The following is a 14,243-nucleotide window of genomic DNA, read 5'->3' as shown; positions in this document are numbered from 1 at the left end:
GAGCACAGCGAGATGGACGACAGAGAGATGGACGACAGAGAGATGGACGACAGCGAGATATTCGAGGCGATCCGGCGCAACCTCGGCGTCGTGGTGTACGACCTGGACACCTCCACCGTCACCCTCGACGACAGCCTCGCCGCACTGGGCTGCAACAGCGTCGACCGGGCCGAGGTGGTCACCCTCACCATGGAGGACATGGGCATCAGCGTGCCCGTGATGGAGTTCCAGCAGACCCGGGACATCCGCTCGCTGGTCGCCCTGCTCGCCCGGCACTCCGCGTGACCCCCGGCGGCGGCGTCGTGGTCACCGGCCTCGGCGTGCACTGCGCGGCCGGCGCGGGCCTGGCGGCCTTCACCGACGCGCTGCGGGCCGGCCGCGGCGCCCTGCTGCCCGCCGCCGACCGGGACGCCGACTCGCCCGGCGCGCCGCTGCCGCCCTTCGACTACCCCGCCCTGCTGGCGCAGCGCCGGGCCCGCGGCGGGTGGGTGCCGGCCAAGGCGGCCCGGACGGCGGCCAGGTCGCCGCTCGGCGTGCAGGTCTCCGTGCTGACCGCCATGGAGGCCTGGGCGCACGCCGGGCTCGCCGAGGACGCCCTGCCGCCCGAGCGGCTGGGCCTGGTCGTGGCCGGCAACAACCTCACCGGTGCGGGTGCGCACCGCGCCGCCGACCGCTACCGGGGCCGTCCCGCCGCCGTCCCCGGCCGGTACGCGCTGCACATGCAGGACACCGACCAGGTCGGCGTGGTCAGCGAGGTCCTCGGCATCGAGGGCGAGGGCTGCACCGTGGGCGGCGCGTCCGCCAGCGGCAACGTCGCGCTGATCACCGCCGCCCGGCTGCTCGACGCGGGAGCGGTCGACGCCTGCCTGGTGCTCGGCGCGCCCACCGAACTCGCCCCGCTGGAACGTCAGGCCTACCGCGCGCTGGGCGCGATGACGCCCGCCGCCACCGGCGCCGCCACCGACCGCGAACCGCCCTGCCGCCCGTTCGACCGGGCGCACCGCGGCTTCACCGACGGTGTCGGCGGCGCCGCCGTGGTGCTGGAGACCGCCGCGGGCGCCCGCCGCCGGGGCGCGAGGGCGCTGGCCCGGCTGGCGGGGCACGCGCTGCGGCTGAGCGGTACCAGCCTCGCCGACCCGAGCGAGCAGGTGGAGGCCGCGGTGATGCGCACCGCCCTGGAGCGGGCCCGGGTCGCCCCCGGGCGGCTCGGCTACGTCAACACGCACGGCACCGCCTCGCCGCTCGGCGACCGCACCGAGGCCGCCGCCCTGCTGAGCGTGCTCGGCCCGGACGCCCCCGCGCTGGTGAACGCCACCAAGGCGCTGACCGGGCACTGCCTGAGCGCGGCCGGGGTGATCGAGGCGGTCGCCACCGTCGCCCAGCTGACCGGCGGCTTCGCGCACCCCAACCCGTGGCTCACCGACCCGGTGGAGCCCCGGCTGCGGTTCACCGGCACCGCCGCCGTGCCGCTGGCCGCCGAGTTCGCGCTGTCCAACAGCTTCGGCTTCGCCGGCTTCCACTCCGCCGTGGTCTTCGCCAACGAGGGGACATGACATGAACGGGACCGAGCCGGAGCTCCGGCTGTTCTGCCTGCCGCACGCCGGCGGCGGCGGCGCGTTCTTCCACCCCTGGCGCGCCGCCCTCGCCCCCGGCATCGAGGTCCGCCCGGTGGTGCTGCCCGGCCGGGAGAGCCGGATCCGCGAGCTGCCGTACGTGACGATGGAACAGGCCGTCGGTCCGCTGGCCGAACTGCTCGCCCCCCAGCTCGACCGCCCGTACGCCCTGTTCGGGCACAGCATGGGTGCCGCCGTCGGCTACGAGCTGGCCCGGCGGTTCCTCGCGCTCGGCCTGCCCGCCCCGGTGCGGCTGTTCGTCTCGGCCCGTCGCGCCCCGCACCTGCCCGCCCGCCGCGCCTCCTACGCCGGGCTCGACGACGCGGCCTTCCTCGCCGAGGTGTCCCGGCTCAACGGCACCCCGTCCGACGTGCTGCGACAGCCCGACCTGGTGCGGCTGTTCCTGCCGACCCTGCGTGCCGACTTCGAGCTGAACGACACCTACACGCCGCTGCCCGCGCCTCGCCTGGACTGCCCGATCTCGGCGTTCGTCGGCCGGGACGACCCGGAGGCCGGTCCCCACGAACTGAAGGCATGGGCGCAGGTCACCGCGGGCGCGTTCCGGTTCCGCGAGTTCGACGGCGACCACTTCTACCTCAAGGACCAGGAGGCCGGCCTGCTCGACGAGATCCGGGCCGACCTCTCCCTCCGACCGTCCCCACCGTTGAACCGTCAACTGCCGACCGCAGGAGTGCCCCGATGACCGTTGAGGAACTGCAGACCCTGCCCGACGACTGGAGCCGCGCCCTCGCGGTGGTCGCCCACCCGGACGACATCGAGTTCGGCACCTCCAGCGCCGTCGCCGCCTGGACGGCCGCCGGGAAGAGCGTCTCCTACCTGCTGGTGACGAAGGGCCAGGCCGGCATCGACGGCCTCGCCCCGGCCGAGTCGGCGGTGGTCCGGGAGGCCGAGCAGCGGGCCAGCGCCAAGATCGTCGGCGTCTCCGAGGTCGAGTTCCTGGACCACCGCGACGGCGAGATCGAGTACGGACTCGGCCTGCGCCGGGACATCGCCGCCGCGATCCGGCGCCACCGCCCCGAGTTCGTGCTCGGCTTCAACGGCCGGGAGACCACCTCGACCGGCAAGTGGAACACACCCGACCACCGGCACACCGCGCACGCCCTGCTGGACGCCGTCGGCGACGCCGGCAACCGGTGGATCTTCGAGGACCTGGGCCTGGAGCCCTGGGGCGGCGTCAGGTACGTGGCGATGGCCAACTCCCCGCAGCCCACCCACGCCGTCGACGTCACCGACCACCTGGAGGCGGGCATCGCCTCACTGGAGGCGCACCGCGCCTACCTGGGCGGCCTCAACCCACCCGTCACCAGCGTCCGCGAGCCGATGACGGCCTTCGCCGAGCTGGTCGGCGAGCGCTTCGGCGGCCGTCCCGCGGTGGCCCTGGAGATCATCGCGCGCTGACCGCTGACCGCTGACCGCGGAACGTCCCCGGACCTGCCGCTGCCGGTCCGGGGACGCCGTCGTCTCACGGCAGCCGGTACTCCAGGCGGAAGTACGCCTTGCCCTCCTCGTCGTGGCCGAAGGCGCAGGTGCCGGTGAGGCCGGTCAGGCCGCCCGTGCCGGAGTTCGGGACCACGAAACCCAGGGTCTGCGGCTCGTCGTCGCCCATCGACGCGCCGTGCTGGACCACGAAGGTGCCGGAGCGGCCCGCCAGAGTGGCGACGATGTGCTCGGTGGAGACGTATCCGGCCGATTTCTCGTCCGGCCGGCAGCACAGCAGGACCGCCTCTCCGGTGCCCTCCACATCACCGTGGAAGACACGCTTCACATCGGCACGGATAAGCGGTGGACCATCCACGGGCTCGAAGTAATGGGATTCTTCCCAGGAAGACGTCTCCCACGCGGAATTGGCGATCTGAGTCATGGCCGGTCATCTCCAGTCGGTCCGAATGCGTACCGGTTAGCCAACCTCTCGACGGTATCCGCAAGGCACTCCGGCAGTCGCGCAATTCTGAGCAGATAAGGGGATGGCGGCTTCGTAGCGTGGGATTTCCAGCCCCGCGGTCGAGGAGCCGACATGGAACGAGCGAGCACCGTGGTCCGAGTCACCGATCTGCTGCGCCGGAGGGCCGAACACCATCCCGACCGCACCGCACTCGACATCGACGGAACCGACGCACTGAACTACGGCGACTGGCAGCGCCGGGTCGACCGCACCGCCCACGGACTGCTCGCCGCCAGCGTCACCAAGGGCCGCCGGATCGGCCTGCTGTACGGCGGCATGGACTGGGCCGACTACGCGGTCGCCTACCTCGCCGTGCTCAGCGTCGGCGCCACCGCCGTCCACCTCAGCGACCGGCTCGGCGAACCGGAGATCGAACGCCGGCTGACGGAGTGCCGGGCCACCGCAGTGATCCACAGCGGCTCGCTGCGCCCACCCGCGAGCTTCACCGGCTGGAGCGCCGAGGTCGCCGAACTGGACAGCGGCGACGAGACGCCGGTCGACGTACCGCTCGCCCCCGAGGACATCGCCGACGTGCTCTACACCTCCGGCACCACGGGGCTCGCCAAGGCCTTCACCAACCCGCACGGCAACCTCACCTTCGGGCGCGGCCCGGAGGGCCTGCTGCAGTTCGAGAACCCGACCCCGCTGCTCGCCCCGATGCCGCTCGGCACCACCTCCAGCGCCACCACGGTGGCCATCATCGCGGTCACCTCGCCGTCCGCGCTGGTGCTGGCCGCCGTCGACGACGTGGAGCGGATGGCCGAACTGATCAGCCGGCACCGGATCGGCTCGGTGATGATCACCCCGTGGATCGCGATGCGGATGCTGGCCGCCCGGATCGGCGAACGCCACGACGTCGGTTGCGTCGAGCGGGTGGCGATCGCCTCCGCCCCGCTCGCCCCCGCGCTCAGCCGCGGACTGCTGAAGCTGTTCCCCGCCGCCGAGTTGAACACCGCCTACTCGCAGTCCGAGGCCGTCCCCGCGGTCGTCGTCAACACCTTCGACCCGGCCCGTCCCGGCACCCTCGGCCGGGCCGCCCGCGGCACCGAGGTCCGGATCGCCGACGCCCTGGGCGCCGAACTGCCGCTCGGCGAGGTCGGCGAGATCCAGCTGCGCTCCGCCGCGCCCGGCCGCCGCTACCTGGACGCCCGGCGCGACGCCGAGGTGCGGATCGACGGCTGGATCCGCACCGGCGACCTCGGCCACCTCGACGAGGAGGGCTGGCTGCACCTGTTCGACCGCGGCGACGACGTGCTCGACGGCGGAGGGGTGCGGGTCTCCTCGGTGGCCGTCGAAGCGGCGCTGTACGAGCACCCGGCGGTCCGCGAGGCCGCGGTGGTCGCCGCCGGCTCGGGCCCGGCCGCGGTGGTGGTGCTGGAGGACCCGGCGGCCGCCGGCGAACTTCCCGCTTTCCTCGCCGAACGGCTCGAACCGCACCAGCTGCCCGTCCTGGTCGAGGCCCGGGAGTCGCTGCCGCGCGGCATCACCGGCAAGGTGCTCAAGCGGATCCTGCGCCGGGAACTCGCCGACCGGTAGCCGATCGGTGGCCGCTGGGCAGCAGGGGAGCGGGACTCGGGGGGTCCGGTCACGGCCGGACCCCCCGAGTCCCGCTCCCCTGCTGCCCGGCGCAGCAAAGGGACGTCCCCGACCGGGCCCGCGGGGCCGGATCCGCCGAGGTCCGCCTCGGGCGTGGCCGGCATCGCGGGGGTGCGGATCAGTACACCCGCGTCGCGGGTGGGTGTCGACCACCCGGGACAGGTTCCCGGTGGGAATCCCGGCGGCGCTCTGGACCCGCGGCGGGGCGACGCTCACGAGGGGCGCGTCGAGCACCACCATGAGCCGCGCGACGGCGATCACGGCGAGGGCCGTGCCGCTGCGGCGGCCACACCGTGGCGCCGGGGCCGTCGAGGCCGTCAGGGGGGAAGCGTCCAGCTCGGTCATCGTACTTTCGATCTTCGATAAGGTACTACACAGTTTCCTATGCTGGACCCTACCGTGCAACAAATTGGGAACGCAAGAGTTCACTTGTCGCTCGGATGGGGGATGCCATGACAGCTGACGCCCGGTCACTCACGGTCGCCGGTACGCCGATTCGGCGCCGGGGGAAGGCCCTTGAGCAGGCCATCTTCGACGCCGTGATCGAACAGCTGGCCCACGTCGGCTACGCGGGCCTGACCATGGACTCGGTCGCCGCCACCGCGCACACCGGCAAGGCCGCGATCTACCGGCGCTGGTCCAACAAGGCCGCACTGGTGGTCGACGCCCTCGACGACAGGCTGCCGTCACCCGACGAACTCCCTGAGGGAGCCGACGTCCGCGAGGACCTGATCGAGCACATGCGCGAGAAGGCCATGGTGCTCAACTCCCCGGTCGGCCGCGCCGTACAGAGCCTGCTCGCCGAGATGGACCGGGACCGGCCGTTCATGGGCATCGTCAACGACCGGGTGGTCGCCCCCCGCCAGGACGTGTTCCGGCGGATCCTGGAACGGGCCGCCGAACGCGGCGAGGTCCGCAAGGGCTCGATCAGCCCGCTGATCACCGGCATCGGCCCGGCCATGCTGGTCCAGCGCTTCCTGAGCGACCCCTCGCCGGTCCCCGACGAACTGGTGGTCTCCGTGGTCGACGACCTGATCCTGCCGCTGATCCGCCCGTAGCCGCCGGTCGCCGCGGGGCACGCTCAAAAGTGGGCGGTCCCGAACTCCCGTGCTGCGTACGGTCGGACCCGCAGTGGACGTGCGCAGGCAGCGCGCGCCCGGACCGGTGCGGGAGGTGGCTCGTCGTGGATTGGGACGTGATCGTTGTGGGCGCGCGATGCGCGGGCGGGCCGACGGCCATGCTCTTCGCCCGGCAGGGCTACCGGGTCCTGCTGCTCGACCGGGCGGCGTTCCGCACCGACACCCTCTCCACGCTGTACATCCAGCAGCCCGGCGTGTCCCGCCTGGAGCGCTGGGGCCTGCTGGACGCCGTCAAGGCCACCGGCTGTCCGCCGCTCGACCGGACCGTCTACGAGATCGAGGACGTCCGCCTGGCCGGCTGCGCATCCTCGAACGGCACGGTGCGCGCCTCCTACGCCCCCCGGCGCCACCTGCTGGACGAGATCCTGGTCGACGGCGCGGTGGCCGCCGGCGTCGAGTTCCGCGACCACTGCGGCGTCAACGAGCTGCTGGTCGAGGACGGCCGGGTGGCCGGCGTGCGCTGCACCACCCCCGGTGGCCGGCCCACCGTCGAACGCGCCCGGCTGGTGGTCGGCGCGGACGGCATGCGCTCCACCGTCGCCGAGCTGGCCGGCGCCCGCACCACCGTCGAACACCCGCGGCTGACCTGCGCCTACTACACCTTCTGGCAGGGCCCGAAGACCGACTTCGAGCTGTACGAGGGCGAACGCGGCTGGGTCTCCGCCGTCCCCACCAACGACGCGGTGCTGATCTCCGCGTACTTCCCGCAGGACCGCTTCGAGGAGGTCCGCACCGACGCCCTCGCCGCCTACCGGGAGGGCGTCAAGGTCAACGCCCCGGCTCTGTTCGCGCAGATGGAGCGGGCCGAGCAGACCGAACGGCTGCGCGGCACCGGCGACCAGCGCAACTACTTCCGGGAGATGTCGGGCCCCGGCTGGGCGCTGGTCGGCGACGCCGCCCACCACAAGGACTCGATCACCGCGCGCGGCATCGGCGACGCCTTCCTCCAGGCCGAGCTGCTGGTCGACGCGGTCGCCGAGGGCCTGCACGACGAGGCCCGGCTGACCGCCGCCCTGGAGGCTTACGGCACCGAAGTGGTCCAGCAGCTGACGCCCCCGTACCAGGGCACCCTGCTGGTCGCCCAGGCCGACGCCCGCGAGAAGCGCCTGGCGCTGCTGCGGGCGGTCAGCACCAGCGAGGACCTCACCCAGCGGTACTTCGACACGGTGGCCGGGGTCCGCCCGATCTCCGAGCTCTACACCCCCGAACTGCTGGCCCTGCTGCAGGGCTAGGGCGTGTCTGACAATTCGCGTCGGATCAGTGCGCGGCGTCTGGTGCGGTGCATCGCAAGGCGGAGGATCGCCCGTGTACTGGATGTACTCGGGTGATCCGACAACGCGGCGAGGTGCCGTGCCAGGCGTCGCGCGCCCGACGGGAATTGTCAGACACGCCCTAGTGCGGTGACCGGCTACGGGTGGAGCTTCTCGCCCATGTCCCGTTCGTTCGACCTCGGATGACCTCGGACCGCTTGCTGTTCACCTTGCCCGAGTCGGATGCCGGGAGAGCACGCGTGGTTTTCGGCGAGCCAAGTCCCGAACACTTCGGCCGAGTCGAATGTGGGGAACTCCAAGTCCTGAGTCACCACACCGAGTAGCCTTCGACTCGCGAATGCGTGGCCTCGCACATTGCCTTTTCGTGTGCGGCCACGGTAGTTCTGAAATACAGTCACCATCGGCTTGTCGGTCCTCGACCCGAGCCGGCCGATGTCGTGCCCTGCCTTTCGTCCGCTTCCGAATCCATGTACCGCCTCTCGAAGGAGTTTCGGCGTGCCCGAGCTGACCAAGTACTACGGTGTCACCCTCGACTGTTCCGACCCGACCGGGCTGGCCGAGTTCTACGCGGAGCTCACCGGCCTGAAGATCTCGTACAAGTCCGACGACTTCGCGGGCCTCGACGGCAACGGCGGCCCCGCCATGGGCTTCCAGAAGGTCGCCGACTACCAGGCTCCGCAGTGGCCCGGCCAGAGCGTCCCGCAGCAGTTCCACCTCGACTTCTCCTCCGAGGACCTGGACGCCGCCGAGAAGTGGGTGCTGGAGCTCGGCGCGTCCAAGCCGGAGACCCAGCCCGGCGCCGAGCGCTGGCGCGTCTTCCTGGACCCGGCCGGCCACCCGTTCTGCATCAGCCAGGGCTGACCCGCCCGGCCGAGACGGGCCCGCCGCAGCCGCGGCGGGCCCGTCTCGGCTTCCCCCGGACCACCGCACCGCCGGATCCACCGATTCCCTCAACTGCTCAATCCTGTGCGTCGGTCGGCCGGGCCCGCTGGGTAGCGTCGGCCCGCCGACAATCCCAGGGCCTTGGGGGTATCCACATGTCCGTCGCCACACCCGCGCTGGTCGTTCCCGACCTGCTCCGGCTGCGCGCGGAGATCCATCCCGACCAGATCGTCGTGAACATCAACGGCGAACGGACACTCAGCTACGGCGATTGGTACAAGAGGGCCAACGCCGTCGCGCGCGGCCTGCTCGACCGGGGCGTCACCCGCGGCGAGCGGATCGCCCTGCTGTTCGGCGGCCTCGACTGGATCGACTACGCGATCGCCTACCTCGGCATCGTCAACGCCGGTGCCACCGCGGTGCACATGCACAGGGACATCTCCGCCGCCGAGTTCAACCGCCGGATCGCCCAGTGCCAGGTCACCGGCCTGGTCCGCGGCCACGACGTGGTGGTGCCCGAGGGCTTCGAGGGCTGGGCCGCCACCGTCGACGAGGTCGACAGCGGGGACTCCACCCCCGTCAAGGTCGAGCTGCGGCCCGACGACCTGGCCGACATCCTCTACACCTCCGGCACCACCGGAACGGCCAAGGCGATCGCCACCCCGCACGGCAACCTGACCTTCGGCCGCGGTCCCGAGGGCTTCAAGCAGCTCGGCAAGCCGAAGCCGCTGCTCGCCCCGATCCCGCTCGGCACCACCTCCAGCGCCACCACCATGGCCATCGCGCTGACGAACCCGGCGACCCTGGTGCTCTGCCCGGTCGACGACGTCGACCGGATGGCCGAACTCATCGAGCAGTACCAGATCGTCTCGGTGATGTTCACCCCGTGGATCGGCATCCAGATGGTCGCCGGGAAGATCCACGAGACCCACGACCTGTCCTGCGTCGAGACGCTGGCCACCGCCTCCGCCCCGCTGCCACCGGCCACCGCCTCCGCGCTGATGCGCATGATGCCCAACGCCAAGGTCACCTCGGTGTACGCGGCCCGCGAGGCGGTGCCCGCGGTGATCGCCGCCACCTTCGACGTGTCCCGGCCGTTCTGTGTCGGCCGCCCCGGCGAAGGCTCCGAACTGCTGGTCGCCGACGCCGACGGCAACCCCGTCGCCACCGGCGAGATCGGGGAGATCTGGCTGCGCTGCGGCGCGCCCAAGCGGCTCTTCCTGGAGGGCGCCGAGCGCGACGAGCAGCTCACCGACGACTGGACCCGCACCCGCGACCTCGGCTACCTGGACGCCGAGGGCGAACTCCACCTGTTCGACCGGGCCGCCGACGCCGTCACCGTCGACGGCAAGCTGGTCTCCACCATCCACACCGAGGCGGCGCTGTACGAGTGCCCGGGGGTCGAACAGGCCGCCGTGCTGGGCGTGCCGACGGCCGGCACCGACCGGGTCGAACTGGCCGCCGTCCTGGTGCTCGCCGACGACGACCTGCCCGCCGTCCGGGCGGCGCTCGCCGAGCGGCTCGAGCCGCACCAGATCCCGACCCGCTTCCAGCTCGTCGACGCCCTGCCCCGCGGCGTGATGGGGAAGGTGCTCAAGCACCGGCTGCGCCGACAGCTCGCCGGCAGCTGACCACCCGGCACCCGCCCGCACCCGCCTGCAACGGAGAGAAAACCGATGCCCAGCAGACCGCCCGCGGAGCCCGTCGTCGCCCGCGCCGACGCCGAAGCCGAACAGCTCTTCTACACGATCATGATGCAGCCGGTGGAGGACCCCTACCCCCTCTACCACCAGCTCCGCGACGCAGCGCCCGCGCTGCTCACCGGCGACGGCACCCTGGTGCTCAGCCGGCACGCCGACTGCAACGCGGCGCTGCGCAACCGCTCGCTCGGCAAGGGCGACGAATGGCTGAAACTCCAGTTGAAGGACGTCTCCAAGGACGACCTGCGCGGCGTCATGGAGCTGATGCAGCGCAGCATGATCCTCACCAACCCGCCGGACCACACCCGGCTGCGACGGATCGTCAGTTCCGCCTTCACCGGCCGGCACGTCGAGGCGCTGCGCGACGGCGTCACCCGGCGTGTCGACGGCCTGCTCGACCGGCTGGCGGCCCGGCCCGGCGCCGACCTGATGGCCGAACTGGCGATGCCGCTGCCGGTCAGCACCATCGGCGACCTGCTCGGCATCCCGGAGGCCGACCGTGCCGAACTGGTGCCGGTCATCCACGAGCTGGGCCTGCTGATGGAACCGGCCTCCGGCCCCGCCGAGATCAACCGCGGCGTCGCCGCCCAGGCGCACCTCGCCTCCTACCTCGGCGGCCTGATCGCCGAGAAGCGGCAGCGCCCGCAGGACGACCTGCTCAGCCGGCTCGCGAGCACCTCGGCCGACGCGCTCGACGAGACCGAGGTGATCGCCACCGCGCTGCTGCTGTTCGGCGCGGGCAACACGCCCACCGCCAACCTGATCGGCAACGGCCTGGACGCGCTGGTCCGCTTCCCCGAGCAGCGGCAGCGCCTCACCGAGGATCCCGGACTGCTGCCCTCGGCGGTCGAGGAGATGCTGCGCTTCGACTCGCCGTCCCAGTTCGACGTGTTCACCGTGCTGGAGCCGCACAGCTTCGCCGGCACCGAACTGAGGCCCGGACAGGGCGTGATGATGATGCTCGGCGCCGCCAACCACGACCCGGAGCGTTTCGACGACCCGGACGCCTTCGACGTCGGCCGCAAGGAGAACGGACACCTCTCCTTCGCGGCGGGCATCCACCACTGCCTGGGCGCGCACCTGGCCCGCCTGCAGGCCGAGGTGGTGTTCGGCCGGCTGCTGGCCCGTTTCCCGAAGCTGGAGCCCGCCGCCCCGGCGGTGCGCCACCCGGGCCTCGGAAACCGGGGCTTCGACAGCGTCCCGGTCAACCTGCTGGGCTGACGACCCCGCACACCCGGACGGGCCGCCCCCCCACGATCACAGGGGGAGCGGCCCGTCCGGCGAGGTCAGTCCTCGATGGTGACGCCCCGCCAGAAGGCGACGTGGTGGCGGATCCGCGCGGCGGCCTCCGACGGCTCCGGGTAGTACCAGGCGGCGTCCGGGTTCGACGCCCCGTCGACCCGCACCGTCCAGTACGAGGCGGTGCCCTTCCACGGGCAGAGCGTGGTGGTGGTGCTGGCCACGAAGTAGCGGCGGTCGATCGACTCCGGCGGGAAGTAGTGGTTGCCCTCCACCACTTCGGTGTGCTCCGACTCGGCGAGCACCGCGCCGTTCCACACGGCGCGCATCAGGACGCCATCTCGTGCAGGGCGTTGACGGACTTCCAGTTCCGGGTGGTGGCGACGATGCCGAGCCGGCGCTCGACGAACGCGTTGTTCAGCTTGGTCCGCCCGTAGCCGCCCGGCACGTGCAGGTGGATCTCGTCGCCGAGCAGGGTGAACTCGGCGGTCTCCCCGGGGGGCGTCCGCAGGGCGCCGGCCTGCTCGGCGGTCGGCGTCTCGGCGAGGAAGGTGACGTGCAGCTTGGTCGGGTCGTCCTCGCGGTCCAGGTACGGGTTGGCGGCGACCGTCCGGCCCAGCGACTCGCCGGTGCGCAGCAGTACGCCGGCCGGTACGCCCAGTCCGTCGGCGAGGCGCTTCTCGATCCGCTCCCGCAGTTCGCCGGGCGCGGCCCCCGCCGGGTCGGCGAACACCACGTTCCCGCTCTGCAGGTACGTCTGGACCTCGTCGAACCCCAGCTCGCCGAACACCTCGCGGAGATCCTTCATCGCGATCTTGGCGTGGCCACCGACGTTGATGCCGCGCAGCAGTGCGACGTACTTCGTCATGCGCCTCACCCTCCCACACGTCCGTGGCGGCGACAAGGAAGGATCACGTTGCCGAGGAACGGCGGCGAGCGGTGCGCCGGCTCGGTGGAGGCGTCCGGGTCAGCCGCTGCCCGACCGGGCCCGCGACGCGGGGCGACCGGTCGGCCGTCCGGGCTCCGGTCCTTCCTGTCGGCGCGGAAGTCGCCCGAGCGTGTGGTGCGGTTGACGCGGATTCCCCGCCGGATCGTCGCGAAGTCCCCGCCGGACGGTCCGGACCGACGCCGGACGGCCCGGACCGACGCCGGTGCGGGCGCCGGTCCGGACCGTCCGGTTGCGTCGTCAGGACAAGGAAGCCGTGTCGGCCGTGTCGGCCGCGTCCCGCGCCCCGCTCCTCTCCGACAGCCGTCCGCGGAGCACCGCGAAGATCACCACGCCGATGGCCACCGCCGTGGACAGGACCACCTGGTCGCGGCCGCCGCCGTCGGCGGTGTCGGTCAGCATGTAGCCCAGGACGAAGGTGATCAGGGCGATGGTCGCCCAGGTGAGGTAGGGGTAGAGCCACATCCTCACGACCAGCTTCTCCGGCGACTCGCGCTGGATGATCTTGCGCATCCGCAGCTGGGAGAAGCAGATCACCAGCCAGACGAACAGGGCGATCGCGCCGGAGGCGTTGAGCAGGAACTGGAAGACCGTGTCGGGCCAGAGGTAGTTGAAGGCGACGGCGACGAAACCGAAGACCACCGAGGCCAGGATGGCCGCACGCGGCACACCGCGGCCCGTGGTCCGTCCGAAGGCGGCCGGGGCGTCGTTGCGGCGGCCGAGCGAGAAGGCCATGCGCGAGGCGGTGTACAGGCCGGAGTTGAGACAGGACAGCACCGAGGTCAGCACGATGGTGTTCATGATCTGCGCGGCGTGCGGGATGCCGATGGAGCTCAGGGCGGCGACGTACGAGCCGTCCTTGAGGATCGCCGGATCGTCCCAGCGCAGCAGCGACACCACGATCAGGATCGAGCCCAGGTAGAACACCGCGATCCGCCAGATCACGCTGTTGGTGGCCTTGGTGACGGCGGCCCGCGGGTCGGCGGTCTCGCCCGCCGCCAGGGTGACGATCTCGCTGCCCATGAAGGAGAAGACGACCATCAGGACGCCGGTGAGGATCGCGCCTGGCCCGTTCGGCAGGAAGCCGCCGTGCGCGGTGAGGTTGGAGAAGCCGCTCGCCGGGTGGTCGGAGCCGGGCAGCAGCCCGAAGATCGCGAGGCCGCCGAGCACGATGAACGCGGCGATGGCGACGACCTTGATGCCGGCGAACCAGAACTCGAACTCGCCGTAGGAGCTGACCGAGGCCAGGTTGGTGGCGGTGAGGACGATCATGACGATCAGGGCCCAGCCCCACTGGGGCACCGCGGGGATCCAGCCGGCCAGGATCTTGGCGCCGGCGGTCGCCTCGACGGCGAGCACCACGACCCAGAAGAACCAGTACAGCCAGCCGATGGTGAAGCCGGCCCAGCGGCCCAGCGCGCGGTCCGCGTAGGCGGAGAACGAACCGGAGGTGGGGTTGGCCGCGGCCATCTCGCCGAGCATGCGCATCACGAGGACGACGAGGACGCCGACGAGCGCGTAGGAGACGAGGATGCCGGGGCCGGCGGCGGCGATGCCGGAGCCGGAGCCGACGAACAGGCCGGCGCCGATGACTCCGCCGATCGCGATCATCGACAGGTGGCGGTTCTTCAGTCCGGCCTGCAGGCCGCCGGACTCTTCCGCGGGAGGGCTTTTGGGGAGGGTTGTGGTCATCTCGACATCCATGAGGGTGGGTGGACAGGGAGTACGGACCAGGGGGGCGTCTGGAAATTAGTTCAGTACGATCGAAAAGAACAAGACTTGTTTAACTGTTCACCTTGCTCTATTTTTCGTGCAGCGCGGAACCCTCACTTCCGGGAGCCCTGGGAGCCCTCTGTGGACCACAGCGTGACCCCGCTCGGCAGGCCGTTAAGGT

Annotated in this window: 14 protein-coding genes; 10 read left to right on the top strand and 4 right to left on the bottom strand. The window is 71.9% G+C overall.

From position 1 onward, the window contains the following. Positions 1–12 precede the first annotated feature (12 nt). The 4 genes from ACH4N1_RS01185 to ACH4N1_RS01170 are packed head-to-tail and all read left to right on the top strand — an operon-like array spanning position 13 to position 3,032. On the top strand, positions 13–285 hold the full coding sequence (locus tag ACH4N1_RS01185) for a phosphopantetheine-binding protein (protein WP_398093615.1): 273 nt from the start codon (positions 13–15) through the stop codon (positions 283–285). Further along, positions 282–1,553, top strand: a complete 1,272-nt coding sequence (locus tag ACH4N1_RS01180) for a beta-ketoacyl synthase N-terminal-like domain-containing protein (RefSeq protein WP_398093614.1) — start codon at positions 282–284, stop codon at positions 1,551–1,553. The genes ACH4N1_RS01185 and ACH4N1_RS01180 overlap by 4 nt, the downstream gene beginning before the upstream one ends. Before the next feature lies 1 nt (position 1,554). Beyond that, entirely contained in the window at positions 1,555–2,316 is a 762-nt protein-coding gene (locus tag ACH4N1_RS01175) for a thioesterase II family protein (RefSeq protein WP_398093612.1), read from the top strand. Then, the gene (locus ACH4N1_RS01170; protein ID WP_398093610.1) at positions 2,313–3,032 is read left to right on the top strand and encodes a PIG-L deacetylase family protein; all 720 of its coding nucleotides are present in this window, start codon (positions 2,313–2,315) and stop codon (positions 3,030–3,032) included. Before ACH4N1_RS01175 ends, ACH4N1_RS01170 begins: the two co-directional genes overlap by 4 nt. Positions 3,033–3,096: 64 nt before the next feature. On the opposite strand, the gene ACH4N1_RS01165 is transcribed toward ACH4N1_RS01170, so the two are convergent. After that, positions 3,097–3,495: a DUF3224 domain-containing protein gene (locus tag ACH4N1_RS01165; RefSeq protein WP_398093609.1), complete on the bottom strand. Its 399-nt coding sequence runs from the start codon at positions 3,493–3,495 to the stop codon at positions 3,097–3,099. A gap of 153 nt (positions 3,496–3,648) precedes the next feature. Between ACH4N1_RS01165 and ACH4N1_RS01160 the strand changes: the two genes are divergently transcribed. The 6 genes from ACH4N1_RS01160 (at position 3,649) to ACH4N1_RS01135 (ending at position 11,385) form a co-directional block, all read left to right on the top strand. Continuing rightward, entirely contained in the window at positions 3,649–5,112 is a 1,464-nt protein-coding gene (locus tag ACH4N1_RS01160) for a class I adenylate-forming enzyme family protein (RefSeq protein WP_398093607.1), read from the top strand. Positions 5,113–5,624: 512 nt separating this feature from the next. Then, on the top strand, positions 5,625–6,230 hold the full coding sequence (locus tag ACH4N1_RS01155; protein ID WP_398093606.1) for a TetR/AcrR family transcriptional regulator: 606 nt from the start codon (positions 5,625–5,627) through the stop codon (positions 6,228–6,230). 137 nt (positions 6,231–6,367) lie between these two features. After that, positions 6,368–7,543, top strand: coding sequence for an NAD(P)/FAD-dependent oxidoreductase (locus tag ACH4N1_RS01150; RefSeq protein WP_398093605.1), 1,176 nt, complete (start codon positions 6,368–6,370; stop codon positions 7,541–7,543). Between the two features lie 534 nt (positions 7,544–8,077). Next, the gene (locus ACH4N1_RS01145; RefSeq protein ID WP_398093604.1) at positions 8,078–8,443 is read left to right on the top strand and encodes a VOC family protein; all 366 of its coding nucleotides are present in this window, start codon (positions 8,078–8,080) and stop codon (positions 8,441–8,443) included. Between the two features lie 176 nt (positions 8,444–8,619). Next, positions 8,620–10,095 (top strand): class I adenylate-forming enzyme family protein, encoded by a 1,476-nt coding sequence (locus tag ACH4N1_RS01140; protein WP_398093603.1) that lies wholly within the window; start codon positions 8,620–8,622, stop codon positions 10,093–10,095. A 45-nt stretch (positions 10,096–10,140) separates the two neighbouring features. Continuing rightward, positions 10,141–11,385 carry a cytochrome P450 gene (locus tag ACH4N1_RS01135; protein ID WP_398093602.1) on the top strand — a complete coding sequence of 415 codons (1,245 nt, stop codon included), beginning with the start codon at positions 10,141–10,143 and terminating at the stop codon, positions 11,383–11,385. 65 nt (positions 11,386–11,450) lie between these two features. Here ACH4N1_RS01135 and ACH4N1_RS01130 read toward each other — a convergent pair whose 3' ends face one another. From ACH4N1_RS01130 to ACH4N1_RS01120, 3 genes are all read right to left on the bottom strand, one after another. Further along, entirely contained in the window at positions 11,451–11,732 is a 282-nt protein-coding gene (locus tag ACH4N1_RS01130; protein ID WP_398093600.1) for a DUF427 domain-containing protein, read from the bottom strand. Beyond that, complete coding sequence (locus tag ACH4N1_RS01125; protein WP_398093599.1) at positions 11,732–12,271, bottom strand: DUF1697 domain-containing protein; 540 nt, start codon at positions 12,269–12,271, stop codon at positions 11,732–11,734. Before ACH4N1_RS01125 ends, ACH4N1_RS01130 begins: the two co-directional genes overlap by 1 nt. A 318-nt stretch (positions 12,272–12,589) precedes the next feature. Continuing rightward, positions 12,590–14,041: an amino acid permease gene (locus tag ACH4N1_RS01120; protein WP_398093598.1), complete on the bottom strand. Its 1,452-nt coding sequence runs from the start codon at positions 14,039–14,041 to the stop codon at positions 12,590–12,592. Positions 14,042–14,243 lie beyond the last annotated feature (202 nt).

This window comes from Streptomyces sp. NPDC017202 (assembly GCF_044331705.1).
Classification (GTDB): Bacteria; Actinomycetota; Actinomycetes; order Streptomycetales; family Streptomycetaceae; genus Streptomyces.
Note: the sequence above shows the minus strand (reverse complement) of the source record. Positions and strands in the feature narration are given on the sequence as shown.

Bases quoted from the DNA above. Each gene is read 5' to 3' on its own strand.
- ACH4N1_RS01185 (WP_398093615.1), top strand. From the start codon at position 13: ATGGACGACAGAGAGATGGACGACAGAGAGATGGACGACAGCGAGATA.
- ACH4N1_RS01175 (WP_398093612.1), top strand. From the start codon at position 1,555: ATGAACGGGACCGAGCCGGAGCTCCGGCTGTTCTGCCTGCCGCACGCC.
- ACH4N1_RS01170 (WP_398093610.1), top strand. From the start codon at position 2,313: ATGACCGTTGAGGAACTGCAGACCCTGCCCGACGACTGGAGCCGCGCC.
- ACH4N1_RS01165 (WP_398093609.1), bottom strand. From the start codon at position 3,495: ATGACTCAGATCGCCAATTCCGCGTGGGAGACGTCTTCCTGGGAAGAA.
- ACH4N1_RS01160 (WP_398093607.1), top strand. From the start codon at position 3,649: ATGGAACGAGCGAGCACCGTGGTCCGAGTCACCGATCTGCTGCGCCGG.
- ACH4N1_RS01155 (WP_398093606.1), top strand. From the start codon at position 5,625: ATGACAGCTGACGCCCGGTCACTCACGGTCGCCGGTACGCCGATTCGG.
- ACH4N1_RS01140 (WP_398093603.1), top strand. From the start codon at position 8,620: ATGTCCGTCGCCACACCCGCGCTGGTCGTTCCCGACCTGCTCCGGCTG.
- ACH4N1_RS01135 (WP_398093602.1), top strand. From the start codon at position 10,141: ATGCCCAGCAGACCGCCCGCGGAGCCCGTCGTCGCCCGCGCCGACGCC.
- ACH4N1_RS01130 (WP_398093600.1), bottom strand. From the start codon at position 11,732: ATGCGCGCCGTGTGGAACGGCGCGGTGCTCGCCGAGTCGGAGCACACC.
- ACH4N1_RS01125 (WP_398093599.1), bottom strand. From the start codon at position 12,271: ATGACGAAGTACGTCGCACTGCTGCGCGGCATCAACGTCGGTGGCCAC.
- ACH4N1_RS01120 (WP_398093598.1), bottom strand. From the start codon at position 14,041: ATGACCACAACCCTCCCCAAAAGCCCTCCCGCGGAAGAGTCCGGCGGC.